This is a genomic window from Pseudomonas sp. NFX98, assembly GCF_047784845.1.
In the GTDB taxonomy this organism is placed as follows: Bacteria; Pseudomonadota; Gammaproteobacteria; order Pseudomonadales; family Pseudomonadaceae; genus Aquipseudomonas.
Genome location: NZ_JBLNNF010000018.1, coordinates 138932 through 163794 on the forward strand (window position 1 = coordinate 138932; position 24863 = coordinate 163794).

Here is a 24863-nt window from a genome sequence, read left to right on the forward strand (position 1 = left end):
TGTTTTTTTGCCTGGAAGAATTGAATTTGTATATCTCTTAAACGAATAACCAAATGAATAAATATGATTTATGGATATATAAATCACCTGTTAAGGTCACTCCATCGAAGCGAGATCGCAAATCGCGAATCGCCAACACCGTTCAAGGAATCCTCTGAATGCTGGTCGTCTCACTCGGTGGCAGTCCCAGCCAACGCTCCCGTTCCGGGGTGTTGCTGGAGCGCTCCCAGCGTTGGTTGCAAGGGCAGGGTGTGGAAGTGGTGAGTTACCAGGTGCGGGACTTCCCGGCCGAAGACTTGCTGCATGCACGCTTCGACAGCCCGAAGGTGATCGACCTGTTGCAACAGATTGAAAACGCCGATGGCTTGCTGATTGCCACGCCGGTCTACAAAGCGTCGTTCTCCGGTGCGTTGAAAACCGTGCTGGATTTGCTGCCCGAGCGCGCCCTGAGCCACAAAGTGGTTCTGCCGATGGCGACCGGAGGCAGCATCGCCCACATGCTGGCGGTGGATTACGCGCTCAAGCCAGTGCTGTCGGCGTTGAAAGCCCAGGAACTGCTGCAGGGGATTTTCGCCGTCGACAGCCAGATCGCCTACGGCGAAGGCAGTGCGCAAGCGCAGTTGGCGCCGGAGCTGGAGCAAAGATTGAATGAGTCGCTGGAGTTGTTTTTCAGCGCCATGGCGCGACGGCCGAAGCCGCTCGATCCGAACCTGTTGAATGATCGTTTGTTGACTGCTCGCTGGAGCATTTAAGCCTTACCCAAATTTTATGTACTGGCCTTACTCGCCCGCTAACGGGCAAGCAGGTGCAGCCAAAAACCCTACTGCAAAAAGGAGAGCGCCATGCGCCCTGTCATTTTGCGTCGTGGTCTGGTCGCTCTGTTTGCTGCGGCTGTCACCTTCGGCGCCATTACTCAAGCTCAAGCCGAGACACTTCGAATCGGCTATCAGAAATACGGCACTCTGGTGCTGCTCAAAGCCAAGGGAACCCTGGAAAAACGCCTCGCCGCCCAAGGCGTGGACGTGCAATGGACTGAATTCCCCGGCGGCCCGCAACTGCTCGAAGGCCTGAACGTCGGCTCGATCGACTTCGGCGTCACCGGCGAAACACCGCCAGTGTTCGCTCAAGCGGCCGGTGCTGATTTGCTCTATGTCGCCTACGAACCGCCAGCGCCTCACAGCGAAGCGATCCTGGTGCCGAAGGACTCGCCGATCAAGTCGGTGGCCGAGCTCAAGGGCAAGAAAGTCGTGCTGAACAAAGGCTCCAACGTGCACTACCTGCTGGTGCGTGCGCTGGAAGACGCCGGCCTCAAATACACCGATATCCAGACCGTATTCCTGCCTCCGGCCGACGCCCGCGCCGCGTTCGAACGTGGCAGTGTCGATGCCTGGGTCATCTGGGACCCGTACCAGGCGGCCGCCGAACAGCAACTGCAAGCGCGCACCCTGCGCGATGGCAAAGGCATCGTCGATAACCATCAGTTCTATCTCGCGACCAAGCCTTATGCGCAGAAAAATCCCGAGGTGATCAAGACCCTCGTGGATGAAGTGCGCGCGGTCGGCGAGTGGTCCAAGGCCAACCCGGAAGACGTGACCAAACAGGTCTCGCCACTGCTCGGCCTGCCGGCGGACATCACCCTGACCTCGATGAAACGCCAGGGCTACGGTGCGTTGTTCCTCACCCCGGAAGTGGTCGCAGCGCAGCAGAAAATCGCTGACAGCTTCTACCAGCTCAAGCTGATTCCGAAGCCGTTGAGCATCAAAGACGTGATCTGGACGCCACCGGCGGCCGTTGCCAAAGCTCAGTAACTCACGCTCAGAAACTTAAGCCGATTCCCCAAGGAGACCACTCCATGAGCCTCAATATCTTCTGGTTCCTGCCTACCCACGGCGACGGCCATTACCTTGGCACCGCCGAAGGCGCTCGCGCCGTTGACCACGGTTACCTGCAACAAGTCGCACAAGCGGCGGATCGACTGGGCTTCGGCGGCGTGCTGATTCCCACCGGCCGCTCCTGCGAAGACTCGTGGCTGGTGGCGGCGTCGCTGATTCCGGTGACCCAGCGTTTGAAGTTTCTGGTCGCCCTGCGCCCCGGGATCATTTCCCCGACGGTGGCAGCGCGTCAGGCCGCGACACTTGATCGCTTGTCCGGCGGTCGTGCGCTGTTCAACCTGGTCACGGGCGGTGATCCGGAAGAATTGGCCGGCGACGGACTGTTCCTGACTCACGAAGAGCGCTATCAGGCTTCGGTGGAATTCACCCGCATCTGGCGCCGCGTGCTGGAAGGCGAAACCGTTGATTACGACGGCCAGCACATCAGCGTGAAGGGCGCCAAGTTGCTCTACCCGCCGATCCAGCAACCGCGTCCGCCGCTGTACTTCGGCGGCTCGTCGGAAGCGGCGCAGGACCTCGCGGCAGAGCAGGTGGAAATGGTCCTGACCTGGGGCGAGCCACCGGCCGCCGTGGCCGAGAAGATTGCACAGGTGCGTGCGAAAGCCGCCAAGCTCGGTCGTACCGTGCGCTTCGGCATTCGCCTGCATGTGATCGTTCGCGAAACCAATGCCGAGGCCTGGCAAGCGGCGGATCGACTGATCTCGCACCTGGACGACGAAACCATCGCCCGTGCCCAGGCATCGCTGGCACGTTTCGATTCCGTGGGCCAGCAACGCATGGCGGCACTGCACGGCGGCAGCCGCGACAACCTGGAAGTCAGCCCGAACCTTTGGGCCGGTGTCGGCCTGGTGCGTGGCGGTGCTGGTACGGCGCTGGTGGGTGATGGTCCGACCGTTGCCGCACGCGTGAAGGAATACGCGGACCTGGGCATCGACACCTTCATCTTCTCCGGTTATCCACACCTTGAAGAGTCGTATCGCGTTGCCGAGTTGCTGTTCCCGCACCTCGATATCGAACGTCCCGAGTTGCCGAAAAGCGCCGGTTACGTCAGCCCGTTCGGCGAGATGGTCGCCAACGACATTCTTCCCAAAGCCGCGTCGCAGAGCTGAGGCGCGCCATGAAGAAAATCATCCACGGTCTCGCGCCTTGGGCGTTGCCGGTGTTGCTGCTGGCGGTGTGGCAGTTGTCGGTGTCGGCGGGCTGGTTGTCGACGCGGATTCTGCCGGCACCGATCGCCGTGATCGAAGCCGGCGTGAGTCTGGTGCGCAGCGGCGAAATCTGGACGCACCTTGCAATCAGCGGCTGGCGCGCGGCGCTGGGCTTCGCCATCGGTGGCGGCATCGGCCTGACCCTGGGCTTCATCACCGGTCTGTCGAAATGGGGCGAGCGCCTGCTGGACAGCTCGGTGCAAATGATCCGTAACGTGCCGCACCTGGCGCTGATTCCATTGGTGATCCTGTGGTTCGGCATCGACGAGTCGGCGAAGATTTTCCTGGTGGCGCTGGGTACGTTGTTCCCGATCTACCTCAACACCTATCACGGCATCCGCAACGTTGATCCGGCGCTGGTGGAAATGTCACGCAGCTACGGTTTGTCCGGTTTCGGTCTGTTTCGCCAAGTGATCCTGCCGGGGGCGTTGCCTTCGATTCTGGTCGGTGTGCGTTTCGCACTGGGCTTCATGTGGCTGACGCTGATCGTCGCGGAAACCATTTCCGCCAGCTCCGGCATTGGCTACCTGGCGATGAATGCCCGGGAGTTCTTGCAGACCGACGTGGTGGTGCTGGCGATCCTGATGTACGCGGTGCTCGGCAAACTGGCCGACCTCGCGGCCCGTGGACTTGAGCGCGTGTGGCTGCGCTGGCATCCGGCCTATCAGGTTGTAAAAGGAGGTGCCGCATGACTGCTCAACAACCTCCACGCCTGCTGCGCGGGATTCCGCTGGCGGTGCGCAGACTGCAAAAAACCTTCGGTTCGCGGCAGGTGCTGCGCGAGATCGATCTGCATATTCCGGCGGGGCAGTTCGTCGCCGTGGTCGGTCGCAGCGGCTGTGGCAAAAGTACTTTGCTGCGCTTGCTGGCCGGTCTCGATCAGCCTACGGGCGGTGAGCTGCTGGCCGGCTCCGCGCCGTTGAGCGAAGCGCGGGAAGACACCCGGCTGATGTTTCAGGAAGCACGTCTGCTGCCGTGGAAAAAGATCATCGACAACGTCGGCCTCGGGCTCAAGGGCAACTGGCGTCCCAAGGCTTTGGAAGCGCTGGAAGCGGTGGGTCTCGCGGATCGCGCCAACGAGTGGCCGGCGGCGTTGTCCGGTGGGCAGAAGCAACGTGTGGCACTGGCCCGCGCGCTGATCCATCAACCGCGCCTGCTGCTGCTCGACGAGCCTTTGGGCGCGCTGGATGCACTGACCCGAATCGAGATGCAGCAACTGATCGAACGGCTCTGGCAACAGCATGGCTTTACCGTGTTGCTGGTGACCCACGACGTCAGTGAAGCGGTGGCGATTGCCGATCGGGTGATCCTCATCGAAGACGGCGAAGTCGGCCTCGACCTGCACGTGGAACTACCGCGCCCTCGGGTCCGCGGTTCCCATCGGCTGGCGGCGCTGGAAACCGAAGTGCTCAATCGTGTGCTGTCACTGCCAGGCCAGCCGCCGGAACCGGAACCTGTTTCACCGTTGCCAACGCAATTGCGTTGGGCTCAGTAAAACAGCTGCAAGCTTTCAGCTTCAAGCTGCAAGAAGGAGCAGAGCGCTTTTACTTGCAGCTTGAAACTTGCTGCTTACAGCTCATTTCGACCCTAGGAGAAATAAATATGACTATCAAAGCCATCAACGTACGCAACCAGTTCAAAGGCTCCATCAAGGAAATCGTCCTCGGTGACGTGCTGTCGGAAATCGACGTGCAGACCGCCTCCGGCATCGTCACTTCAGTGATCACCACCCGCTCGGTGAAAGAGCTGGAACTGGCGGTCGGCAGTGAAGTGATCGCCTTCGTGAAATCCACCGAGGTGTCGATCGCCAAGTTGTAAACCGTGCGCGCAAACAACAACCCCGAAGGGTTTTAGCCCTTCGGGGTTTTTTGATTCCTTAAGATCATTCCGATGTAGGAGCTGCCGAAGGCTGCGATCTTTTAAAGCGCAGCGCGCTTGGGCAGATACGGCGGCAAATACAACCCAAGGTAAGCATCAAACACCCGCATCCCTTCCTCGGCCATGCGCGGCGTGATCTGCCCGTGCTGTTGCACCGAGCGCGCATAGACGCGATCCCCGAGCTCCATGGCCAACGCAAACACATCCACATCCCCCGGCAACTTCGGCAATTCGAAATGGTGATCGAACAGCTTGTGCATCAAGTCGCCCAGTTCGATGTCGTGCTGGCGGTCGGCCTGGGTGACTTCGGTCAGGCCGTGCTGGGCAAGGATCAGTTGGCGCGCGGCGGCATCCTCACCGTAGATGTCGAGCATGCGCTGTTCCACCAGTCGCGACAAATCGCGCCAGCCGCTCAACGCGTCGTGATCGATAGGCGCTTGCAGGCAGGCGCGGAAGGCGGCGTGGACATCGGCGGTCAGCGCTTCGAGCAGCGCCGGGACACTGGCGAAAAAGTGGTAGACGGAGGAGGGTGGGATCTCCGCACGCTCGGCGACGCTGTAGATCGACAGGCTGGCCACACCCTCGGCGGCCAGCAGCGTGCGGGCGGCATCGAGGATCGAATCGATTCGCGCCTGGCTGCGTGCGCGGGGTTTGCGGGGAGTGGCTACGCGTGTCATTGGAGTCTCCTGCGGGGCAGCGGGCATTGTACGAGCAGGGTTGTGTGTTGTCTCGTCGGCCGCCATCGCTGGCAAGCCAGCTCCCACAAGGATCTGTTGTGGACGCGATATCCGCGTGCGCCACAAGACACTGTGGGAGCTGGCTTGCCAGCGATCCGCCGAAGGCGGCCATAAAAAAACGCCGCAGGCTTGTTCGGCCAACGGCGTTTTTTCTACTACAACCACTTAAACAGTATGCAGATACCAGTTGTACTCAAGGTCGGAGATGGAGTGTTCGAACTCCTCCAGCTCGCTCTCTTTGCACGCGACGAAGATATCGATGTATTTCGGATCGATGTACTTGGCCATGACTTCGCTGTCGTCCAGCTCGCGCAGTGCATCGCGCAGGTTGTTCGGCAGGCTTTGCTCGTTCTGCTCGTAGCTGTTGCCTTCGACCGGTGCGCCCGGCTCGATCTTGTTGGTCAAACCGTGGTGCACGCCCGCCAGGACCGAAGCCATCAGCAGGTACGGGTTGGCGTCGGCACCGGCCACCCGATGCTCGATACGCACGGCATCGGCAGAACCGGTCGGTACGCGGATCGCGACGGTACGGTTGTCCAGGCCCCAGCACGGCGAGTTCGGCACGTAGAACTGTGCGCCGAAACGACGGTACGAGTTGACGTTCGGGCAGAGGAAAGCCATCTGCGCCGGTAGGGTCTCGAGCACACCGCCGATCGCGTGACGCAGTGCGGCGTTCTGCTCGGGATCCTCACTGGCAAAAATATTCTTGCCATCTTTGTCGAGAATCGAGATGTGGACGTGCAAACCATTACCCGCCTGGCCTGGGTAAGGCTTGGCCATGAAAGTGGTGTCCATTTCATGGTCGTAGGCGATGTTCTTGATCAGGCGCTTGAGCAGGACCGCATAGTCGCAGGCCTTGATCGGGTCGGCCACGTGGTGCAGGTTCACTTCGAACTGCGCCGGGGCACTTTCCTTGACGATGGCGTCGGCCGGGATGCCTTGCTCTTTTGCACCTTCCAGAATGTCCTGGAGGCAGTCGACGTATTCGTCGAGGTCGTCGATCAGGTAGACCTGTGTCGAGTGCGGACGTTTGCCGGAAACCGGCGAGCGAGGTGGTTGCGGTCGACCGTTCACGTTCTCCTGGTCGATCAGGTAGAACTCCAGTTCGAACGCGGCGCAGATGGTCAGGCCCATTTCGTCGAACTTGCGCACGACATTGGCCAGCACTTCACGCGGGTCAGCGAAGAAGGGTTCACCTTCAAGTTCGTGCATGGTCATCAACAGTTGCGCGGTCGGCCGCTTCTGCCATGGCTCGTTGCACAGGGTGTCGGGAATTGGATAGCAGATTCGGTCAGCATCACCGATGTCCAGGCCCAGGCCGGTGCTTTCCACCGTCGAGCCGTTGATATCCAGAGCAAATAGAGAGGCCGGCAGGTTGATGCCTTTCTCGTAAACCTTGTGGAGGCTGGTGCGTTCGATGCGCTTGCCGCGCACCACACCATTCATATCCGCAATCAGAAGGTCAACGTACAGAACCTCAGGATGTTCCTTAAGGAACGCGTTCGCTTCGTTAAGCTGAACGGCACGCGGGGGTACCGACATGATGCAACACCTTTGTTGTTAAAAATATCAATCATTGATCTTTTCTGGTTTCAGTCAACCCGAACGGCCTGCCGAAGTCAAGCGAGGCCTTTTATGCCCTGAAAAAGCGCCGCAAGGGCATTTATGGGGCACTTTGGGGCATTTTTCTGCCATCGGACGGCTGGGCACCCGCACAGTTGAGCGGGCCGTGTTGTATTTTTTACGGGGGTGTTGTGTAAAAAAATGAACAAGGCTAAGCTCGAATCAAACCCATAACAGCAATAATACCGGGGTGCTTCATGTCTCGCCTGCCGTTAATCGGCCTCACCGACTGCTCTGTGCAGAACGGTCTGCATGCTTGCCACATCAGTGGCGACATTTGCGTCAGCGCCGAGGTCTCAGCGGCTCCGGGCCTGGCGGCGATCCTTGCTTCCCCGGCGGATCGACCATCCCCGTCCGATATTCTGGACGTTCGAGATAGCACACCCATTACGGTTACTCCATTCAATATAGAACCGATTCACAATAGCGGCTCTGCCATCGCGCAGGACACCGCTCGTGATTCTGCACGCCCGGTGTTTATCGGGCTGCCTGGAAAAACACGATAGCCTGTCGTAGACACGCATTCCAACGCGACGCCGATGCGTCAAACATCGCCTGACTCCCGAGAGTCGGGAAACTCAAAGCCTAGAGGCATTTATGAGTCACAACCTCGACCAGCTCACCGATTGGTTGAAAGACCACAAGATCACAGAAGTCGAATGCATGATCGCCGACTTGACCGGGATCACCCGGGGCAAGATTTCGCCGACCAACAAATTCATCGCCGAAAAAGGCATGCGTCTGCCAGAGAGTGTGCTGTTGCAGACCGTGACCGGCGATTACGTCGAAGACGACATCTATTACGAACTGCTCGACCCGGCCGACATCGACATGATCTGCCGCCCCGACCAGAGCGCGGTGTACGTGGTGCCTTGGGCCATCGAGCCGACCGCTATCGTTATCCACGACACCTACGACAAGCAGGGCAACCCGATTGAGCTGTCGCCGCGCAACGTGCTCAAGAAGGTTCTGAAACTCTATGCCGACAAGGGCTGGCAGCCGATCGTGGCGCCGGAAATGGAGTTTTACCTGACCAAGCGCAGCGATGACCCGGACTACCCGTTGCAACCGCCAATCGGCCGTTCCGGTCGCCCGGAAACCGGTCGCCAGTCGTTCTCCATTGAAGCAGCGAACGAATTCGATCCGTTGTTCGAAGACGTCTACGACTGGTGCGAATTGCAGGAGCTGGACCTCGACACGCTGATCCACGAGGACGGCACGGCGCAGATGGAAATCAACTTCCGTCACGGCGATGCCCTGTCCCTGGCCGACCAGATCCTGGTGTTCAAGCGCACCATGCGCGAAGCCGCGCTCAAGCACGACGTGGCCGCCACCTTCATGGCCAAGCCCATGACCGGTGAGCCGGGCAGCGCGATGCACTTGCACCAGAGCATCATCGACATCGAGACCGGCAAGAACATCTTCTCCAATGAAGACGGGACCATGAGTCAGTTGTTCCTGCACCACATCGGTGGCTTGCAGAAACTGATTCCCGAGTTGTTGCCGCTGTTCGCACCCAACGTCAACTCGTTCCGCCGCTTCCTGCCAGACACCTCGGCACCGGTGAACGTGGAGTGGGGCGAAGAGAACCGCACCGTGGGCCTGCGGGTGCCGGATGCCGGACCGCAAAACCGTCGGGTGGAAAACCGCCTGCCGGGTGCCGACGCCAACCCGTACCTGGCGATTGCCGCGAGCCTGCTCTGCGGTTACATCGGCATGGTCGAAGGCCTGAACCCGAGCGCGCCTGTGGTGGGCCGTGGCTATGAGCGCCGCAACCTGCGCCTGCCGCTGACCATCGAAGACGCGCTGGAACGCATGGAAAACAGCAAGACCATCGAGAAATACCTGGGCAAAAATTTCATTACTGGCTACGTCGCGGTCAAGCGGGCCGAGCATGAAAACTTCAAGCGCGTGATCAGTTCGTGGGAACGGGAATTCCTGCTATTCGCCGTCTGATGCGCCGGGCGCTGCTGTTATCGGGCAGCGCCTTCACCTGATTTTTTTAGGAGATTCGTATGACCAGCAACAACCCGCAAACCCGTGAATGGCAAACCCTGAGCAACGATCACCACCTGGCCCCGTTCAGCGATTTCAAGCAGCTGAAAGAGAAAGGCCCGCGGATCATCACCAACGCCAAGGGCGTGTACCTGTGGGACAGCGAGGGCAACCAGATCCTCGACGGCATGGCCGGCCTGTGGTGCGTGGCGATCGGTTACGGTCGTGACGAGTTGGCCGATGCCGCCGCCAAGCAAATGCGCGAACTGCCTTACTACAACCTGTTCTTCCAGACCGCTCACCCGCCGGTGCTGGAACTGGCCAAGGCCATCTCCGACATCGCGCCTGAAGGCATGAACCACGTGTTCTTCACCGGTTCCGGTTCCGAAGGCAACGACACCATGCTGCGTATGGTCCGCCACTACTGGGCGATCAAGGGCCAGCCGAAGAAGAAAGTCATCATCAGCCGCAAGAACGGCTATCACGGTTCCACCGTGGCCGGCGCGAGCCTGGGCGGCATGACCTACATGCACGAACAGGGCGACTTGCCGATCCCGGGCATCGTCCACATCGCCCAGCCGTACTGGTTCGCCGAAGGCGGCGACATGACTCCGGACGAGTTCGGGATCTGGGCTGCCAACCAGCTGGAAGAGAAAATTCTCGAAGTCGGCGTCGACAACGTCGGTGCCTTTATTGCCGAGCCGATCCAGGGCGCCGGCGGCGTGATCATTCCGCCAGACAGCTACTGGCCGCGCATCAAGGAAATCCTCGCCAAGTACGACATCCTGTTCGTGGCTGACGAAGTGATCTGTGGTTTCGGTCGTACCGGTGAGTGGTTCGGTACCGATTTCTACGGCCTCAAGCCCGACATGATGACCATCGCCAAAGGCCTGACCTCCGGCTACATCCCGATGGGTGGCCTGATCGTGCGTGACGAAGTGGTCGACGTGCTCAACGAAGGCGGCGACTTCAACCACGGTTTCACCTACTCCGGGCATCCGGTGGCCGCTGCCGTGGCGCTGGAAAACATCCGCATCCTGCGCGAAGAAAAAATTGTCGAGCGTGTGCAGACGGAAACGGCACCGTATTTGCAGAAACGTCTGCGGGAACTGAACGATCACCCGTTGGTGGGGGAAGTTCGTGGGGTGGGTCTGTTGGGGGCCATCGAACTGGTTCAGGACAAGGCCACACGCAAGCGCTACGAAGGCAAGGGCGTCGGCATGATCTGCCGGCAGTTCTGCTTCGATAACGGCCTGATCATGCGCGCCGTCGGCGACACCATGATCATCGCGCCGCCGCTGGTGATCACGCCTGCGGAAATCGATGAGTTGGTCGCCAAGGCACGCAAGTGCCTGGACCTGACCCTGAGTGCATTGCAGGGCTAAGTGCTAGGCTCTGAGCGAAGGCGCCGCGGCAACTTCGCTTGGGGACGTCAGAAAGGTTGGCCTTTTCTTGAAAGACCGCCTCGGATCTTGCCAGACTAGCCGCGGTTCCAGTTGTCGGGGTTCGGCCGCTGAACAAAGTGGTTCAAAAAAGAAAAATTTGGAGCATTAACGCATGAAGGCATTAGGCAAAAAGCTTGCTGGCAAGACTCTTCTCGCCATGTCCCTGATGGGCATTATGGCGGGCGCGGTTCAGGCGGACGACAAGGTGTTGCACGTCTATAACTGGTCCGATTACATCGCTCCGGACACCATCAAGAAGTTTGAAGACGAGTCGGGCATCAAAGTGGTCTACGACGTTTTCGACAGTAACGAAACCCTGGAAGCCAAGTTGCTGGCAGGCAAGTCCGGCTACGACATCGTCGTACCGTCGAACAACTTCCTGGCCAAGCAGATCAAGGCCGGCGTCTACCAGAAGCTGGACAAGTCCAAACTGCCTAACTGGAAAAACCTGAACACCGACCTGCTCAAGGCGGTATCGGTCAGTGACCCGGGCAACGAACACGCTTTCCCGTACATGTGGGGCTCGATCGGCATCGGCTACAACGCCGAGAAGGTCAAGGCTGCACTGGGTGCCGACGCACCGGTCGATTCCTGGGACCTGATCTTCAAGCCTGAAAACGCCGCCAAGCTGAAGTCCTGCGGCATCAGCCTGCTGGATTCGCCAACCGAGATGATTCCGGTGGCGCTGCATTACCTGGGCCTGCCAACCGACAGCCAGAAGAAAGAAGACATCGACAAGGCTGAAGCGCTGATCATGAAGGTCCGTCCTTCGATCGCCTACTTCCACTCGTCCAAGTACATCTCCGACCTGGCCAACGGCAACATCTGCGTGGCCGTGGGTTACTCGGGTGACATTTACCAGGCCAAGTCCCGCGCGGCTGAAGCCGGTGACAAGGTGAAAGTCAGCTACAACATTCCGAAAGAAGGTGCCGGCAGCTTCTACGACATGGTCGCCATCCCTAAAGATGCCGAAAACGTCGAAGGCGCCTACAAGTTCATGACCTTCCTGCAGAAGCCGGAAATCATGGCTGAAATCACCAACGCCGTGCGTTTCCCGAACGGTAACGCGGCTGCCACTGCGTTGGTTGATAAAGACATCACCAGCGATCCAGGCATCTACCCGCCGGCGGACGTGCTGGCCAAGCTGTACGCGATTGCCGACTTGCCGGCCGCGACCCAGCGGATCCTGACTCGCAGCTGGACCAAGATCAAATCCGGTAAATAAGAAGTAAACCTTGTGGGAGCGAGCTTGCTCGCGAAAAACATCAGAACGCCGCGGGGTGTCAGGCACAACGCGTTATCGTTGACGACCATCGCGAGCAAGCTCGCTCCCACAAAGGTCGTGGTATATGCATAAAAGTTTTGCTGGAACGGTTTTTCGAGGGTAAGTTGCGCGCCGGTTTTGTTGCGGGACAACCACGGTTGTCATGTAACGCGGGGCAACTTGGGCCCAACTAACTTTTAGAGGACCTCCACTTGCCTATTTTTTCTTTGTTGCGCAATGCCATGCTGTTCGGCGCCGGACTGACGCTTGTCGCCAGTGTTCAGGCCGCCGGCACCGTGCATATTTATAACTGGTCGGATTACATCGGTGAGACCACCCTGGCCGACTTCCAGAAAGAGACCGGCATCAAACCGGTCTATGACGTGTTTGATTCCAACGAAACCCTGGAAGGCAAGTTGCTGGCCGGTCGTACCGGTTACGACGTGGTCGTGCCGTCCAACCACTTCCTCGGCAAGCAGATCAAGGCTGGCGCGTTCCAGAAACTCGACAAGTCGCTGCTGCCGAACTATTCCAACCTCGACCCTGTATTGCTCAAGCGTCTGGAGCAAAACGATCCGGGCAACCTGTACGCCGTCCCGTACCTGTGGGGCACCAACGGAATCGGTTACAACCCTGAAAAGGTCAAGGCTGCGCTGGGCGTCGACAAGATCGATTCGTGGGCTGCGGTGTTCGAACCGGAAAACATCAAGAAGCTGAGCAAATGCGGCGTGGCGTTCCTCGACTCCGCCGACGAGATGATGCCTACGGTCCTCAACTACATGGGCCTGGATGCCAACAGCACCAACCCTGAAGACTACAAAAAGGCCGAAGCCAAGTTGCTCGCGGTGCGGCCTTACGTGACGTATTTCCACTCATCCAAATACATCGCGGACCTGGCCAACGGCGATATCTGCGTCGCGATCGGGTTCTCCGGCGATATGTTCCAGGCCCGCAACCGCGCAGCTGAAGCCAAGAAAGGCGTAGACATCGTTTACTCGATTCCAAAAGAAGGCGGCGCACTCTGGTTCGACATGCTGGCGATTCCAAAGGACTCGGCCAACGTCAAAGAGGCGCACGCGTTCATCAACTATTTGCTGAAACCTGAGGTGATTGCCCAGGTCAGTGATTACGTCGGCTATGCCAACCCTAACCCTGGGTCGGACAAACTGATGGAACAGTCCATACGCACCGACGAAGCGGTTTATCCACCGCAGGCCGTACTCGACAAGACCTACGTGTCCATCGAGTTGCCACCCAATATTCAACGTTTAATGACCCGCAGCTGGACCAAGGTCAAGTCGGGTAAATAGCTTCAAGGCTCAAACTATCCAAAGTTGGCTCACCTTGAGCGAACTGCACTCTTTTTTCTGGGAGTTTCGTAAATGGCAGTTGCCTCCGGCGCCTATAAGAAAGCCCTCGAGGGCGACCAGTCACCTAAGCAGGTGCTGGTCAAAATCGACCGGGTCACGAAGAAGTTCGACGAGACGATTGCCGTGGACGATGTGTCCCTGGAAATCAAGAAAGGCGAGATTTTCGCCCTGCTCGGCGGTTCGGGATCGGGCAAATCCACCTTGTTGCGCATGCTCGCAGGTTTCGAACGGCCCACGGAGGGGCGCATTTTCCTTGATGGCGTAGACATCACCGACATGCCGCCGTACGAGCGGCCGATCAACATGATGTTCCAGTCCTACGCCTTGTTCCCGCACATGACCGTGGCGCAGAACATCGCCTTCGGCCTCAAGCAGGACAAACTGCCTGCCGCTGAAGTCGATGCTCGCGTGGCCGACATGCTCAAGCTGGTGCAGATGAGCCAGTACGCCAAGCGCAAGCCGCATCAATTGTCCGGCGGCCAGCGTCAGCGTGTGGCCCTGGCCCGTTCGCTGGCCAAGCGACCGAAGCTGCTGTTGCTCGACGAACCGATGGGTGCACTGGATAAAAAACTGCGCTCGCAAATGCAGCTGGAGCTGGTCGAGATCATCGAGCGCGTCGGCGTAACCTGCGTCATGGTGACCCACGATCAGGAAGAGGCCATGACCATGGCCGAGCGCATCGCGATCATGCACCTGGGCTGGATCGCCCAGATCGGCAGCCCGATCGACATCTACGAAACCCCGACCAGCCGCCTGGTCTGCGAATTTATCGGTAACGTGAACATCTTCGAAGGCGAAGTGATCGACGACGCCGAAGGCCACGCCATCATTACCTGCAAAGACATGGACCATCAGATCTACGTTGGCCACGGCATCAGCACTTCGGTGCAGGACAAGTCGGTCACCTACGCGATCCGTCCGGAGAAGCTTCTGGTCACCGCTGACATGCCGACCTGCCAGTACAACTGGTCCAGCGGCAAGGTCCACGACATCGCCTACCTCGGCGGTCACTCGGTGTTCTACGTGGAACTGCCGAGCGGCAAGATCGTCCAGTCGTTCGTGGCGAACGCCGAACGCCGTGGCGCGCGTCCGACCTGGGGTGATCAGGTCTACGTGTACTGGGAAGACGATAGCGGCGTGGTACTTCGCTCATGAACATGCGCAAATTCAAACGCCGCCTCAATCGAATAATTCCCGGTGGCCGCCAACTGGTCATCGGGGTTCCTTTCATCTGGCTGTTCCTGTTCTTCATGTTGCCGTTCTTCATCGTCCTGAAGATCAGCTTCGCCGAAGCCGACGTGGCCATCCCGCCGTACACCGAAATCTACAGCTACGCCGAACAGAAATTGCAGCTGCTGCTGAACCTTGGCAACTACGCGATGCTGGCCGGCGACGAGTTGTACATCGCCGCTTACCTCGGCTCGTTGAAGATGGCGCTGATCAGCACCATCCTCTGTCTGGTGATCGGCTACCCGATGGCCTATGCCATCGCCAGCGCCCGCAAAGAAATGCAAACGGTGCTGGTGTTGCTGATCATGATGCCCACCTGGACCGCGATCCTGATCCGCGTCTACGCGTGGATGGGCATTCTCAGCAACAACGGCCTGCTCAACGGTTTCCTGATGAGCATGGGCTGGATCAACGAACCGCTGCAAATCCTGAACACCAACCTCGCGGTGTACATCGGCGTCGTCTATTCGTACCTGCCGTTCATGATCCTGCCGCTGTACGCCAACCTCGTGAAGCACGACAACAGTTTGCTGGAAGCCGCTTCCGACCTTGGTTCGAGCACCTTCAACAGCTTCTGGAAGATCACCATCCCGCTGTCCAAGAACGGCATCGTCGCCGGCTGCATGCTGGTGTTCATCCCGGTGGTGGGTGAGTTCGTGATCCCGGAACTGCTCGGCGGTCCGGAAACCCTGATGATCGGTAAAGTGCTCTGGCAAGAGTTCTTCAACAACCGTGACTGGCCGGTGGCCTCCGCCCTGGCGGTAGTGATGCTGGCGATCCTGATTGTGCCGATCATTCTGTTCAACCGCAGTCAGGCCAAGGAAATGGAGGGTAAAGAATGAAGCGCTTCCGTTTCTCCAGCCTGATGCTGGTACTGGGTCTGCTGTTCATCTACGCGCCGATGCTGATCCTGGTGATCTACTCCTTCAACGCCTCGAAACTGGTGACGGTCTGGGGGGGCTGGTCGATCAAGTGGTACGTCGGCCTGCTCGACAACACCCAACTGATGGGCTCGGTGGTGCGCTCGCTGGAAATCGCCTGCTACACGGCAGTTGCAGCGGTGGCGCTGGGTACATTGGCGGCATTCGTCCTGACTCGCATCACCCATTTCAAGGGCCGTACGCTGTTCGGCGGCCTGGTGACGGCGCCGTTGGTAATGCCGGAAGTGATCACCGGTCTGTCGCTGTTGCTGCTGTTCGTGGCGATGGCGCAGATGATCGGTTGGCCGCAGGAGCGCGGCATCGTCACGATCTGGATCGCTCACACCACGTTCTGTGCGGCGTATGTCGCGGTGGTGGTCTCGGCGCGCTTGCGTGAGCTGGATCTGTCCATCGAAGAGGCGGCCATGGACCTCGGTGCGCGGCCGTGGAAGGTGTTCTTCCTGATCACCATTCCGATGATCGCGCCATCGTTGGGTGCGGGTGGCATGATGTCGTTCGCTCTGTCGCTGGATGACCTGGTGCTGGCGAGCTTCGTGTCGGGTCCGGGTTCCACGACCCTGCCGATGGAAGTGTTCTCGGCGGTGCGTCTGGGCGTGAAGCCTGAGATCAACGCCGTGGCCAGCCTGATTCTGCTGGCGGTCTCGCTGATGACTTTCCTGGTGTGGTTCTTCAGCCGTCGCGCAGAAGAAAGCCGCAAGCGTGCGATTCAGCAAGCCATCGAGGAAAGCGCAGCCGACTCGTGGAAACAGCCTGACGTGCGCCGCGCGCAACAGGCGCCGGAAGCGGCGTAACAGCAAAAGATCGCAGCCTGCGGCAGCTCCTACAGAGGAATGTGTACTCCTGTAGGCGCTGCCGCAGGCTGCGATCTTTTGATTTTCAGGACTATGCAATCCAAGGCGACTTGCGGATGATCTCAACGAAGTTCATCGGCTTGAAGCCTGGTTCGCTGTCCACCAGCACGTCAGCATTCACCGTGCCGAATGTGGTGTCCGGCTTGTGTTTGAAGCCGTTGGCGAACGCGCAGAGGATGCACTCCTTGAACCCCTCACCCCGTGGATGCGCATGCACCACCGCTTCGCGCTGCACGGTGGGAAATGCCGCGTAGTTGATGCCCAGCACATCCATTTCAACGCCGGCGGTCACCAGTGCCACGTTGGGGCGCAGGTGGTGCACCACGTTCGGTGTAGTGTGCAGAGCAATCGACAGCCACACTTGCTCGATATCGTCATCCGAAAAGCCGTACGGCTGAAGGAACGCTTTGGCGGCATTGGCGCTATCGACTTCGAAACGCTCGTTGTCTGTGCGGTGACCTTCCACCAGGCCCAGGTCATGGAACATCGCGCCGACGTACAACAACTCAGGGTTATAGGCCAGTTGCTTGCGTTCACCGCTCAGTGCACCGAACAGAAAGACGCGACGCGAGTGGTGATAAAGCAGGTCGGACTCGACGTCACGGATGTATTCGGTGGTGGCTTTGGCCAATGCGCTGTCGGGGATTTTGATACCGGCAATGGTGGTGCTCATGGGAGTTTCCTCATGGTGAGCGCCGTGGCGGCGCTGAGGTGTCCAGTCTGTTCGCCCCCCTGAAACCGGACAATCGATCCATGGCTGCGATCCCGGCCAATGAACATGCATATCGCGCCAGCCTCGCTTCCTGCGTGCATATTCGCTACGGTGAATCATGGTGAATGGCTGACCTGCTTTTCGTAGGAGCAAGGCTTGCCCGCGATGGCGATCTCACAGGCGCCATCGCGGGCTAGCCTTGCTCCTACAAAGGCGGTTAGCGTCGAGTCTGATTCTTCGAGAGCTATCCAAACCATGCAGAAAACCGTTGCCATCGTGGTCTTCGCCGGTGTCCAGTCGCTAGACGTCACCGGTCCCATGGATGTGTTTTCCGAGGCCAATCGTTTCCTCGCGCCCGAGGATCACTATCGGCTGGAAGTCATCGGCGTGGAGCGTGGGGTGATGGCGTGCTCCAACGGATTGGCGCTGAACGCGCATCGGCATTTCAGTGAGGCGTTGCAGGCTTACGATTTGCTGCTGGTGGCCGGTGGTCCCCAGTTGCCGTTCATGAGTTTTGGCGCCGCGTTCGATACCTGGCTGCGTGATGCCTGCGCGCTGGCGCAACGCTTTGGTTCGATCTGCAACGGTGCGTTCATGCTTGCGCGGGCGGGGTTGCTGGAAGGGCGGACAGTCACCACGCATTGGAGCGATGCGGCGGCGTTGGCGACGTTGTGTCCATCGACCCAGGTCGAGGCCGATCGCTTGTACGTGCAGGACGCTGAGCTTTACACCTCGGCCGGGGTCACAGCGGGGATCGACTTGTCGCTGTACCTGCTGGGCCGCGATCACGGGCCGGAAGTGGCGTTGAATGTAGCGAAGCGATTGGTGGTGTTCACCCAGCGCTCGGGCGGGCAATCACAGTTCAGCCCGTTCCTGACGCCCCACGCGGAACCGACCTCGGCGGTGGCAATGGTCCAGCATTACGTGTTGGCCAACTTGACGGGCGACCTGGCCATCGCCGACCTCGCCAACGCAGCCAACATGAGTGCGCGCAATTTTTCCCGGGTGTTCGCCAAGGAAGCGAAAATCACCCCGGCCGAATTCGTCGAGCGGGCGCGGGTGGATGCCGCGCGGGTGATGCTGGAGAGCACCAGCGCCCCGCTCAAGACCGTCGCCTATCAGTGCGGCTTTCGCGATGCCCAGCACATGCGCAGCGTGTTCAACCGCAGGTTGGGGGTGACGCCGCAGCAGTTCAGGCTGAATTTTGCGGCGATGGTTTGAGTCGGGATTTTCTGTCGTCTGACAGGGCCTCATCGCGGGCAAGCCCGCTCCCACAAGGATCTTGGTTGAACACAAATTCTGTGAACACCAAGAAAACCTGTGGGAGCGGGCTTGCCCGCGATGAGGCCAGTCCAAACGACCAAACCTATTGCCCTGAGCGCGCAGGCAATAGCTTCAAGGTACTGCGAGTATTGGCCGTCACCTCTTCATCATTGAGATGCGCCTGGTAGTAAACCCCTTCGATATACGCCTCGGCCTGATCCTCATAGTGACGGTCAAACAGCACGCCACTCTGGCCAACCGGGTTGACGGTCAGGCTGTGGGTCGGGTCGGCGAAGTCGATCAGGCGCCGGGTCGACGGGCCGTAGGTCACCGGCCACGGTGCCGGGCCGATCTTGGCCGACAGGTTGTTCGGTACTTCATGACTGCCAGGTGCGGCAAACGGGCCGACGTTGAACAGACGATCCAGCGGCTTTTGCTGGCCCAGCGGATGACCATGGGTCAGGGTGTGCGCGTTGCCCCACTGCCATTGCGCGAAGTCCGCACCGAGGGTGGTCTTGAGGTGGGCGATGCTGGCCTGCCAGGCAGCCTTGACTGTATCGGCGCGGGTTTCCTTGCCGAGGGTGTTGCGGTTGTCCCACCACGGTGAATCGGCGTTTGCCGCCAGGCGCGGGAGCGCTGCGTCGATCACGCGGGTCGAGAGCAGGGTTTCGAAAAAGTCGTTGCCCAGCTCATCGTGCATCGCCGCGTCGGCGAGGTTGAACAGAAATTGGTTGAACACGGTGGCGTTTGTGGATTCGAGGGGGTAATCGCCTTTCCACTGCGCCAGTTGCTCCACTAGTTTGAGTTCTGCAGGATCGCTGACCACTTCACGCAACACCGGTAGCAGTGGCGCCAACAAGCGCGGGCCGTAACCGGTGGTGGTGCCCAGTTGCAGCTGCTGGCTGGCGTCCAGATCCCACTTGATCGCCTTGTCGCTGAGTTGCTGATTAAGCTGCTGGCCACGGTCGGCCAGGTTGTAATAGCCGGGGATTTCCATGCCCGTCGCCGACACCGGCTGGAAGTTGGCCGAGACGATATAGCCCCGCGCCGGGTTCTCTTCCTGCGGGTTGGCGCTGAACGGGTAGAAACCGTCCTTGTCCGCCTCGGCAGTGCTCCCGTCGAGGATGAACCACGGCTTCACCCCGGCAGGTCGCTTGGGCAATTGCGCCGCCGCCCACCAGCCGATGTCGCCCTTGACGTTGGCCCAGACAACGTTAAGCCCCGGCGCCTGGATCTTCGCCGCAGCACTGCGAGCCTTGGCCGGGGTGTCGGCGCGGTTGAGCTGATAGAAGCCTTCAAGGATCGGGTTCTGGCTTTCGAGAAAACCCCACCACATGGCGATCGGTGTTTTGCCGACACTGTTGCCCAGCGCATCGTTAACGATCGGACCATGGGGTGACTGACGCAGCACCAAGGTGACCGGCGCCTGGCCCTTGACCGCGATCTGCTGTTCGCTGCTCACCATGTCGACCCATTTACCGCGATACCAGACTTGATCGGGATTGGCCGGGTTGACCTTTTCGGCGATCAGGTCGAGGTCATCGTTCTGGAACATGGTGATGCTCCAGCCGAAGTCGCGGTTCATGCCCAGCGAGGCGAACGGCATCAAGGCTTGATAGTGGCCGTAGAGCTCGAAGCCCGGTGCCGAGAGATGCGCTTCGTACCACACCGACGGCGCGGAAAAGCGGATGTGCGGGTCACCTGCCAGCAGCGGCTTGCCGCTTTTGGTGCGATTGCCGGCCACGACCCAGGCATTGCTGCCCTCGAACTGCGGCAAGCCGTTGTCGGCCAAGGCCTGCTCGCTGAGGCGGGCGAGGGCGTTGAGATCCTTCCAGTCGGCGCTGGCGAGAACCGGCCCGCTGCCGCTGTGTTGCTTCGCCAGCACGCCTTTGGGCTGCCAGTCGAGATCGAACACGTTCAGGTAATCGGCGCCGAGTTGGTCGCGCACGTAGGTCAACAGCGGTTCGGTGCGAAACGCCGCGGCAAAACTGTAGGCCATGTAACCGGCGATGCTGATGGTGTCCTGGGCGGTGAACGGGCGCTTCTGAATGCCCAGCACATCGAATTCCACGGGTTTGGCGTGGCTGTCCTGATATTGGTTGATGCCATCCAGATAGGCCTGCAAGGCGATGAAGGTCGGTGATTGCTTATCAAGATTCGCCAGGTAGGTTTCGGCGCGTTCGCGAATGCGCAGGCTGCGCATCAGCTTGTCGGTGTCGAGCAGCTTCGGCCCTAGCACTTCGGCCAACTCGCCACGGGCGAGGCGACGCAGGACTTCCATCTGGAACAACCGGTCCTGGGCGTGGACATAGCCGAGCGCGCGGTACAGGTCGGTTTCGTTTTCGGCACGGATATGCGGGATGCCGCGCTCGTCGTAGCGCACAGTGACCGAGCCTTGCAGGTGTTGCAGTTCCACCATGCCCTGGCGTGTCGGCTGCTTGCTGTAGACGTACCAGCCGCCGGCGGCGGTGAGCGCGACAATCAGCAGACCGAGTGCGGTCAGGCTTCGTTTCATGGTGACTCCTTGTTGTTATGAGTGGCAGCAGTTCCCTGGTGCCACTGTTTAACACGGCTAACCGGATTGGCCCATCGCCCGTAGGAGGGATTCGTATTACCGCGTTTTTCCCTACTTCGACGTATCGACCGGCCACGGGCAGTAACAACCCACCGCCAGTGTGTGAGTGGCACTCACCGGGCGCCCCTGGTTCAGCGCTTGCAGGATCGGCTCGATAAAACTGTTACTGGAATTGCAGGTCAGGCCTTCGCTGTATGGGCCGAAGTACGCCAGTTTGCCGCTGCGATCCCAGATCGCCACGGCGGGGCTGGCGGGGATTTGCTCGGAGCCGGGCAGGACCGTGAGGGTTTTCAGGTTGCTCAAGGTGCTCGGCAACTGACCGTGGCTGCCGGGCTTTTGCACGGAGTAGAACTCCACACCTTGCGGACCATACTGCTCGACCAGATCGCTGAGGTGCTGCTGATTGCCGACATTGCACGGACAGGCCGGGTCCCAGAAGTGCACGAGGCGGATCGCGCCGGGTCCGGAAAGCGTATCGGGCAGGCGCAGCGGATCGCCGGAGAACACCGCCGTGTGCTCGCTGAATGCGCGCAGGTAGCGCCCTTGAAACCAATCGTAAGCCGCCCACAACACGCCGGCGCACAACAGAGCGAGCAGGCTGATAAACACGGTGGCACGGACGGGCGAGCGCATAGGGTCAATCCTCGAAGGTCGGCTAGCTTGCCATGCTTGCCGCGACAGATGAATATCGCAGATCCATAAACCCTGTTTCGTGTTCTGGAATCGTCCATGCCTGCCACCTTCGACCCTGATCATCTGCGCGCCAGCCTGCGGCCATTGGCCGAGGGACAGCCGCTTACAGCGGAGGCGCAGGCGTATCAGCGGTTCTACGGTCTGGATTTTTCCTCGCGCCATGTCCGCAGTGGGCTGGGGCGTTTTCAGATTGATGGCTACGAGTTGGTCAGCCAGGTCTGGTGGCCGGCGCAGGCGAAGGCGACTTTGTTCGTGTTCCACGGTTTCTACGATCACACCGGGCTCTACCGGCATGTGATCGAGTGGGCGCTCGATCAGGGCTTTGCGGTGATTGCCTGCGACCTGCCGGGGCACGGTCTGTCCAGTGGCGAGCGGGCGAGTATCAAGGACTTCGCCGAGTATCAGGACACCTTGCAGGGGCTGTTTGCCGAAGCGAAATCCCTCGACTTGCCGCAACCGTGGCACCTGTGCGGGCAGAGTACCGGTGGGGCGATCGTGATCGATCATGTGTTGAATGCGGGGGCGAGCAGCCCGGCCCAGGGCCAGGTGATTCTGCTGGCGCCATTGGTGCGGCCGCGGGCCTGGGGCTGGTCGCATTTCAGTTATTACTTGCTCAAGCCGTTCGTCAAAGCCATCGCCCGACGCTTCAGCGAGAACTCCAACGACCCGGCCTTTCTGCCATTCCTGCAAGCCGATCCGTTGCAGCCGCTGCGACTGCCGACGGCGTGGGTGGGGGCATTGGCGCAATGGATCAAGCGTGTCGAAGCCGCGCCGGCCAGCACCCGGCGACCATTGATTGTGCAGGGACAAGCCGACATGACAGTGGATTGGCAGCACAACCTTGAGGTGCTGCGGGCGAAATTCGATCGGCCGCAGGTGTTGATGCTGCCCGAGGCGCGGCATCATTTGGCGAATGAAGCGCTGGTGTTGCGGGGGGAGTATTTCGGGTTTCTGAGCAAGCGGATCAAGGGCAGGAATTTGTAGTGAGACTGGTGGCCCCATCGCGGGCAAGCCCGCTCCCACAATGAACTGTGTGAACTCACAAATATGCGACTTACACAAAACCTGTGGGAGCGGGCTTGCCCGCGATGGCGATCCTGCAGGCGCTCAAGATCATTGGCTGAGATTCGAAGGATTCTGCCCCACCGCCAACCCCGCCTTGATCGCTGCCAGCGCCGCCTGGTAATACGCCTTGCCTTCAGTCGACTCGGCAAACGTGGCGAATTCTTCCAGCTCTTCATCCGACAGGTCGCGATAGACATACAGCAGCGTGTTGTTCAGGTCGCTGCCGATCTGGTCCATCAAGCGCTGCCGTTGTCCATTCAGCATGCCTTGCGCCTGACCTGCGCCGAGCAGGCCAGGGATCATCGAGCTCAGGCTGTCCGCCGCGACACCGGCAATCGCCAGACTGACTTCCGCACCAGCCTCGCGCGCTGGCAGCGCCTGGGCCAGATGGCCGATGATCAGTAAGCGGCTGTCGCTGGCCTGCATCTTCGGCAAGCCCTTGGCATTTTTCGCCAATTGATCGCGACGGGTGGCGAGCAGTTCGGCGGCGACGACTTTCTTGCCCAGCGGGGATTGAAAGAACGCCAGTGCGGGCTTCGGATCGGTGAGGTTCTTGCGCAATTGTGCTTCGGCGCGCTGGTCGACAGCCTTGGGTTCAAAGCGCTGGTTGCTGTTGTTGACCAGGGCCTGGAACACCGCAGGTGGCAGGCTGCTCTGGTAACGCTGCTGCGCGGCCGAGAGGGCGTCGCTGAAATGCGCGCGTTGTTCCGGCCAGCCGGCGACCTTGTACAACTGGTCGTGGCCGTCTGCCCAGGCGGGCAAAACGCAGAACATCAGCAGGGAGAAAAGCAAACGGCGCATAGGGACTCCTGTCAGCAGGCGACTATTCTCCGTGTGGCATAAGGTCTTGTCGAGAATTCGTATCAACCCGCTGCGTGGCTCTGTCGGATTTTCAGGCGCCGGAATACTATGCGCGCCATGCAAATACCTTCTGATCACCCGCTGCTGTTACGAATCGTCGACGACCTCGCTGCCAACGGCTGGTCGCAGCAGAATATTTTCCTGCCTCTGGATCTGACCCGAGCACTGGCGGCCGAGTGCCGTAAACGTGCCGCCGAGGGTGAATTGGCCCCGGCAGCGGTGGGGCGTGGGCCTTCCTCGGAGATCCGCGAGGGGATTCGCGGTGATCACATCCAGTGGATCGAACCTGGTCAGGCCGAGGCGTGCGACAGTTATCTGCGGTTGATGGACAGCCTGCGCGAGGCGATGAACCGCGGTCTGTTCCTGGGGCTGGAAGATTTCGAAAGCCATTTCGCGATGTATCCGCCCGGCGCGTTTTACCTCAAGCACGTCGATCGCTTTCGCGATGACGACAAGCGGATGGTATCGGCGGTGGTCTACCTCAATGACGCATGGCTTCCCGAGCATGGCGGCCAGTTGCGCATGTACCTGGACGAAAACGCGGAATACGATGTGGTGCCGACCGGTGGGTGCCTGGTGGTGTTCCTGTCAGGCGAGGTTCCCCATGAAGTCCTGCCCGCGACCCGGGAGCGCCTGTCGTTGACCGGCTGGTTTCGGCGCCGGGGCAACGAGCCGTTTTGATCATGCAGAAGATATTGGTAAGCCGCTGCCTGTTGGGTCACCGCGTTCGATACGACGGCGGTGCCAGCGGGCCGTTCGATCAGCTTCAGGCGTGGCTCGACGAAGGTCGGGTCGTGCCGCTGTGCCCGGAAGTCGCCGGAGGCTTGCCGACGCCACGGGCGGCAGCGGAGATTCCTGGCGGGCAGGGCAGCGAAGTGCTTGAAGGTCATGCATCGGTAATCACCACCGAAGGCGAAGACGTCAGTGCGCAATTTTTGTCCGGGGCTTATCAGGCGCTGGAGCTCGTGCAACAACACGGCATCCGCATCGCCATCCTCAAGGCCAACAGCCCGTCGTGCGGCAATCTGCTGACCTATGACGGGACGTTCAGTGGGGTGAAGGTCAGTGGCGAAGGGGTGACGGCGGCGTTGCTCAAGCGTCATGGGGTGTTGGTGTTCAGTGAACTGGAGTTGGCTGAAGCGGCGCAGGTGCTGACAACGCAGGACTAACAAACACCACAAAATCCTGTGGGAGCGAGCTTGCTCCGGGCGGCGTTCCGACGATGGCGGCCTGACAGTCAACGAAGATGTTGAATTTGGC

At 60.0% G+C, this 24863-nt stretch carries 23 protein-coding genes; 17 read left to right on the forward strand and 6 right to left on the reverse strand.

The annotated features are described in order from the left end of the window. The first annotated feature begins 158 nt into the window (after positions 1-158). The 6 genes from ssuE (at position 159) to ACM110_RS23060 (ending at position 4918) form a co-directional block, all read left to right on the forward strand. Complete coding sequence (gene ssuE / locus ACM110_RS23035; protein ID WP_338583761.1) at positions 159-752, forward strand: NADPH-dependent FMN reductase; 594 nt, start codon at positions 159-161, stop codon at positions 750-752. 90 nt (positions 753-842) lie between these two features. Beyond that, positions 843-1808: a sulfonate ABC transporter substrate-binding protein gene (locus ACM110_RS23040; protein WP_416129575.1), complete on the forward strand. Its 966-nt coding sequence runs from the start codon at positions 843-845 to the stop codon at positions 1806-1808. Between the two features lie 44 nt (positions 1809-1852). Further along, positions 1853-3001 (forward strand): FMNH2-dependent alkanesulfonate monooxygenase, encoded by a 1149-nt coding sequence (gene ssuD / locus ACM110_RS23045; protein ID WP_150701828.1) that lies wholly within the window; start codon positions 1853-1855, stop codon positions 2999-3001. 8 nt (positions 3002-3009) lie between these two features. Then, positions 3010-3792 carry an aliphatic sulfonate ABC transporter permease SsuC gene (ssuC, locus tag ACM110_RS23050; protein WP_416129576.1) on the forward strand — a complete coding sequence of 261 codons (783 nt, stop codon included), beginning with the start codon at positions 3010-3012 and terminating at the stop codon, positions 3790-3792. After that, a complete protein-coding gene (ssuB, locus tag ACM110_RS23055; RefSeq protein WP_416129577.1) occupies positions 3789-4595 on the forward strand; it encodes an aliphatic sulfonates ABC transporter ATP-binding protein in 807 nt (268 codons plus the stop codon). The genes ssuC and ssuB overlap by 4 nt, the downstream gene beginning before the upstream one ends. 107 nt (positions 4596-4702) lie before the next feature. Then, the gene (locus tag ACM110_RS23060; protein WP_007967989.1) at positions 4703-4918 is read left to right on the forward strand and encodes a TOBE domain-containing protein; all 216 of its coding nucleotides are present in this window, start codon (positions 4703-4705) and stop codon (positions 4916-4918) included. Between the two features lie 101 nt (positions 4919-5019). Here ACM110_RS23060 and ACM110_RS23065 read toward each other — a convergent pair whose 3' ends face one another. Further along, on the reverse strand, positions 5020-5655 hold the full coding sequence (locus ACM110_RS23065; protein ID WP_416129578.1) for a TetR/AcrR family transcriptional regulator: 636 nt from the start codon (positions 5653-5655) through the stop codon (positions 5020-5022). A 225-nt stretch (positions 5656-5880) separates the two neighbouring features. Further along, positions 5881-7257, reverse strand: coding sequence for a glutamine synthetase family protein (locus ACM110_RS23070; RefSeq protein WP_053163627.1), 1377 nt, complete (start codon positions 7255-7257; stop codon positions 5881-5883). A gap of 678 nt (positions 7258-7935) precedes the next feature. Between ACM110_RS23070 and ACM110_RS23075 the strand changes: the two genes are divergently transcribed. From ACM110_RS23075 to ACM110_RS23105, 7 genes are all read left to right on the forward strand, one after another. Then, entirely contained in the window at positions 7936-9294 is a 1359-nt protein-coding gene (locus tag ACM110_RS23075; protein WP_338583756.1) for a glutamine synthetase family protein, read from the forward strand. Positions 9295-9353: 59 nt separating this feature from the next. Next, positions 9354-10718, forward strand: coding sequence for an aspartate aminotransferase family protein (locus tag ACM110_RS23080; protein WP_416129579.1), 1365 nt, complete (start codon positions 9354-9356; stop codon positions 10716-10718). A 172-nt stretch (positions 10719-10890) separates the two neighbouring features. Next, positions 10891-12003: a polyamine ABC transporter substrate-binding protein gene (locus tag ACM110_RS23085; RefSeq protein ID WP_338583754.1), complete on the forward strand. Its 1113-nt coding sequence runs from the start codon at positions 10891-10893 to the stop codon at positions 12001-12003. Between the two features lie 251 nt (positions 12004-12254). Further along, positions 12255-13352 carry a polyamine ABC transporter substrate-binding protein gene (locus ACM110_RS23090; RefSeq protein WP_338583753.1) on the forward strand — a complete coding sequence of 366 codons (1098 nt, stop codon included), beginning with the start codon at positions 12255-12257 and terminating at the stop codon, positions 13350-13352. Between the two features lie 72 nt (positions 13353-13424). Then, entirely contained in the window at positions 13425-14567 is a 1143-nt protein-coding gene (locus ACM110_RS23095) for an ABC transporter ATP-binding protein (protein ID WP_338583752.1), read from the forward strand. A gap of 35 nt (positions 14568-14602) precedes the next feature. Then, positions 14603-15484: an ABC transporter permease subunit gene (locus ACM110_RS23100; RefSeq protein ID WP_338586428.1), complete on the forward strand. Its 882-nt coding sequence runs from the start codon at positions 14603-14605 to the stop codon at positions 15482-15484. Further along, the gene (locus tag ACM110_RS23105; protein WP_338583751.1) at positions 15481-16374 is read left to right on the forward strand and encodes an ABC transporter permease subunit; all 894 of its coding nucleotides are present in this window, start codon (positions 15481-15483) and stop codon (positions 16372-16374) included. The genes ACM110_RS23100 and ACM110_RS23105 overlap by 4 nt, the downstream gene beginning before the upstream one ends. 91 nt (positions 16375-16465) lie before the next feature. Here the strand turns inward: ACM110_RS23105 and ACM110_RS23110 are convergent, their stop codons facing one another. Continuing rightward, entirely contained in the window at positions 16466-17107 is a 642-nt protein-coding gene (locus ACM110_RS23110; RefSeq protein ID WP_416129580.1) for an HD domain-containing protein, read from the reverse strand. Between the two features lie 294 nt (positions 17108-17401). Here ACM110_RS23110 and ACM110_RS23115 point away from each other — a divergent pair, with 294 nt between their 5' ends. Beyond that, positions 17402-18367 carry a GlxA family transcriptional regulator gene (locus ACM110_RS23115; RefSeq protein ID WP_416129581.1) on the forward strand — a complete coding sequence of 322 codons (966 nt, stop codon included), beginning with the start codon at positions 17402-17404 and terminating at the stop codon, positions 18365-18367. A 145-nt stretch (positions 18368-18512) separates the two neighbouring features. Here the strand turns inward: ACM110_RS23115 and ACM110_RS23120 are convergent, their stop codons facing one another. Together ACM110_RS23120 and ACM110_RS23125 are read right to left on the reverse strand one after the other, a co-directional pair. After that, on the reverse strand, positions 18513-20924 hold the full coding sequence (locus ACM110_RS23120) for a penicillin acylase family protein (RefSeq protein ID WP_416129582.1): 2412 nt from the start codon (positions 20922-20924) through the stop codon (positions 18513-18515). A gap of 111 nt (positions 20925-21035) precedes the next feature. Then, the gene (locus tag ACM110_RS23125) at positions 21036-21617 is read right to left on the reverse strand and encodes a DUF6436 domain-containing protein (RefSeq protein WP_416129583.1); all 582 of its coding nucleotides are present in this window, start codon (positions 21615-21617) and stop codon (positions 21036-21038) included. 96 nt (positions 21618-21713) lie between these two features. On the opposite strand from ACM110_RS23125, the gene ACM110_RS23130 reads away from it, so the two are divergent. Further along, positions 21714-22661, forward strand: a complete 948-nt coding sequence (locus ACM110_RS23130; RefSeq protein ID WP_416129584.1) for an alpha/beta hydrolase — start codon at positions 21714-21716, stop codon at positions 22659-22661. A 129-nt stretch (positions 22662-22790) separates the two neighbouring features. Here the strand turns inward: ACM110_RS23130 and ACM110_RS23135 are convergent, their stop codons facing one another. Next, complete coding sequence (locus tag ACM110_RS23135) at positions 22791-23543, reverse strand: DUF2059 domain-containing protein (RefSeq protein ID WP_416129585.1); 753 nt, start codon at positions 23541-23543, stop codon at positions 22791-22793. Between the two features lie 108 nt (positions 23544-23651). On the opposite strand from ACM110_RS23135, the gene ACM110_RS23140 reads away from it, so the two are divergent. Continuing rightward, entirely contained in the window at positions 23652-24284 is a 633-nt protein-coding gene (locus ACM110_RS23140) for a 2OG-Fe(II) oxygenase (protein WP_416129586.1), read from the forward strand. Between the two features lie 2 nt (positions 24285-24286). Continuing rightward, positions 24287-24772: a DUF523 domain-containing protein gene (locus tag ACM110_RS23145; protein ID WP_416129587.1), complete on the forward strand. Its 486-nt coding sequence runs from the start codon at positions 24287-24289 to the stop codon at positions 24770-24772. Positions 24773-24863: the final 91 nt, after the last annotated feature.

Excerpts from the sequence above, each read along its gene's own strand:
- ssuE (WP_338583761.1), top strand. The coding sequence starts at position 159 with ATGCTGGTCGTCTCACTCGGTGGCAGTCCCAGCCAACGCTCCCGTTCC.
- ACM110_RS23040 (WP_416129575.1), top strand. The coding sequence starts at position 843 with ATGCGCCCTGTCATTTTGCGTCGTGGTCTGGTCGCTCTGTTTGCTGCG.
- ssuD (WP_150701828.1), top strand. The coding sequence starts at position 1,853 with ATGAGCCTCAATATCTTCTGGTTCCTGCCTACCCACGGCGACGGCCAT.
- ssuC (WP_416129576.1), top strand. The coding sequence starts at position 3,010 with ATGAAGAAAATCATCCACGGTCTCGCGCCTTGGGCGTTGCCGGTGTTG.
- ssuB (WP_416129577.1), top strand. The coding sequence starts at position 3,789 with ATGACTGCTCAACAACCTCCACGCCTGCTGCGCGGGATTCCGCTGGCG.
- ACM110_RS23060 (WP_007967989.1), top strand. The coding sequence starts at position 4,703 with ATGACTATCAAAGCCATCAACGTACGCAACCAGTTCAAAGGCTCCATC.
- ACM110_RS23065 (WP_416129578.1), bottom strand. The coding sequence starts at position 5,655 with ATGACACGCGTAGCCACTCCCCGCAAACCCCGCGCACGCAGCCAGGCG.
- ACM110_RS23070 (WP_053163627.1), bottom strand. The coding sequence starts at position 7,257 with ATGTCGGTACCCCCGCGTGCCGTTCAGCTTAACGAAGCGAACGCGTTC.
- ACM110_RS23075 (WP_338583756.1), top strand. The coding sequence starts at position 7,936 with ATGAGTCACAACCTCGACCAGCTCACCGATTGGTTGAAAGACCACAAG.
- ACM110_RS23080 (WP_416129579.1), top strand. The coding sequence starts at position 9,354 with ATGACCAGCAACAACCCGCAAACCCGTGAATGGCAAACCCTGAGCAAC.
- ACM110_RS23085 (WP_338583754.1), top strand. The coding sequence starts at position 10,891 with ATGAAGGCATTAGGCAAAAAGCTTGCTGGCAAGACTCTTCTCGCCATG.
- ACM110_RS23095 (WP_338583752.1), top strand. The coding sequence starts at position 13,425 with ATGGCAGTTGCCTCCGGCGCCTATAAGAAAGCCCTCGAGGGCGACCAG.
- ACM110_RS23105 (WP_338583751.1), top strand. The coding sequence starts at position 15,481 with ATGAAGCGCTTCCGTTTCTCCAGCCTGATGCTGGTACTGGGTCTGCTG.
- ACM110_RS23110 (WP_416129580.1), bottom strand. The coding sequence starts at position 17,107 with ATGAGCACCACCATTGCCGGTATCAAAATCCCCGACAGCGCATTGGCC.
- ACM110_RS23115 (WP_416129581.1), top strand. The coding sequence starts at position 17,402 with ATGCAGAAAACCGTTGCCATCGTGGTCTTCGCCGGTGTCCAGTCGCTA.
- ACM110_RS23120 (WP_416129582.1), bottom strand. The coding sequence starts at position 20,924 with ATGAAACGAAGCCTGACCGCACTCGGTCTGCTGATTGTCGCGCTCACC.
- ACM110_RS23125 (WP_416129583.1), bottom strand. The coding sequence starts at position 21,617 with ATGCGCTCGCCCGTCCGTGCCACCGTGTTTATCAGCCTGCTCGCTCTG.
- ACM110_RS23130 (WP_416129584.1), top strand. The coding sequence starts at position 21,714 with ATGCCTGCCACCTTCGACCCTGATCATCTGCGCGCCAGCCTGCGGCCA.
- ACM110_RS23135 (WP_416129585.1), bottom strand. The coding sequence starts at position 23,543 with ATGCGCCGTTTGCTTTTCTCCCTGCTGATGTTCTGCGTTTTGCCCGCC.
- ACM110_RS23140 (WP_416129586.1), top strand. The coding sequence starts at position 23,652 with ATGCGCGCCATGCAAATACCTTCTGATCACCCGCTGCTGTTACGAATC.
- ACM110_RS23145 (WP_416129587.1), top strand. The coding sequence starts at position 24,287 with ATGCAGAAGATATTGGTAAGCCGCTGCCTGTTGGGTCACCGCGTTCGA.